The 796-nt window shown below is 52.1% G+C and carries 1 rRNA gene; it reads right to left on the bottom strand.

Features of this window, described 5'->3' with window-relative positions:
• Positions 1 to 796: ribosomal RNA gene (locus IE165_RS18440) — 23S ribosomal RNA — on the bottom strand; the annotation flags it as partial.

The raw sequence follows: 796 nt of genomic DNA, 5'->3' as shown, positions 1-796 counted from the left end.
TGTTACGCACTCTTTAAATGAATGGCTGCTTCCAAGCCAACATCCTAGCTGTCTGGGCAACCGGACCTCGTTAGTTCAACTTAGCGTATATTTGGGGACCTTAGCTGATGGTCTGGGTTCTTTCCCTCTCGGCCTTGGACCTTAGCACCCAAAGCCTCACTGCCGGCCATATCTATGTAGCATTCGGAGTTCGTCTGGATTTGGTAGGATTTGACTCCCCCGCACCCAATCGGTAGCTCTACCTCTACTAGACTCTATGCCGACGCTGTTCCTAAAAACATTTCGGGGAGTACGAGCTATTTCCCAGTTTGATTGGCCTTTCACCCCTACCCTCAGGTCATCCGGAAACTTTTCAACGTTTATCGGTTCGGTCCTCCATTACGTGTTACCGCAACTTCAACCTGCCCAAGGGTAGATCACAAGGTTTCGCGTCTACCTCACCTGACTCTGCGCCCTGTTCAGACTCGCTTTCGCTTCGGCTGCGTCCCTGAAGGACTTAACCTTGCCAGATAAGAGTAACTCGTAGGCTCATTATGCAAAAGGCACGCCGTCACGGAAAAATTCCGCTCCGACCGCTTGTAAGCACACGGTTTCAGGTTCTTTTCACTCCCCTGTTCGGGGTTCTTTTCATCTTTCCCTCACGGTACTGGTCCACTATCGGTCTCTCAGGAGTATTTAGCCTTGCCAGATGGTGCTGGCAGATTCCCACAGGATTTCTCCGGTCCCGCGGTACTCAGGATACCACTAGTGCCGTTCCGCTTGCGTGTACGGGGCTGTCACCCATATTGCCCGGCTT

Source organism: Sphingobacterium griseoflavum, assembly GCF_014653155.1.
GTDB classification, from domain to species: Bacteria; Bacteroidota; Bacteroidia; order Sphingobacteriales; family Sphingobacteriaceae; genus Sphingobacterium; species Sphingobacterium griseoflavum.
The sequence above is the reverse complement of the archived record's forward strand: the minus strand, read 5'-3'. Positions and strand labels throughout refer to the sequence as shown.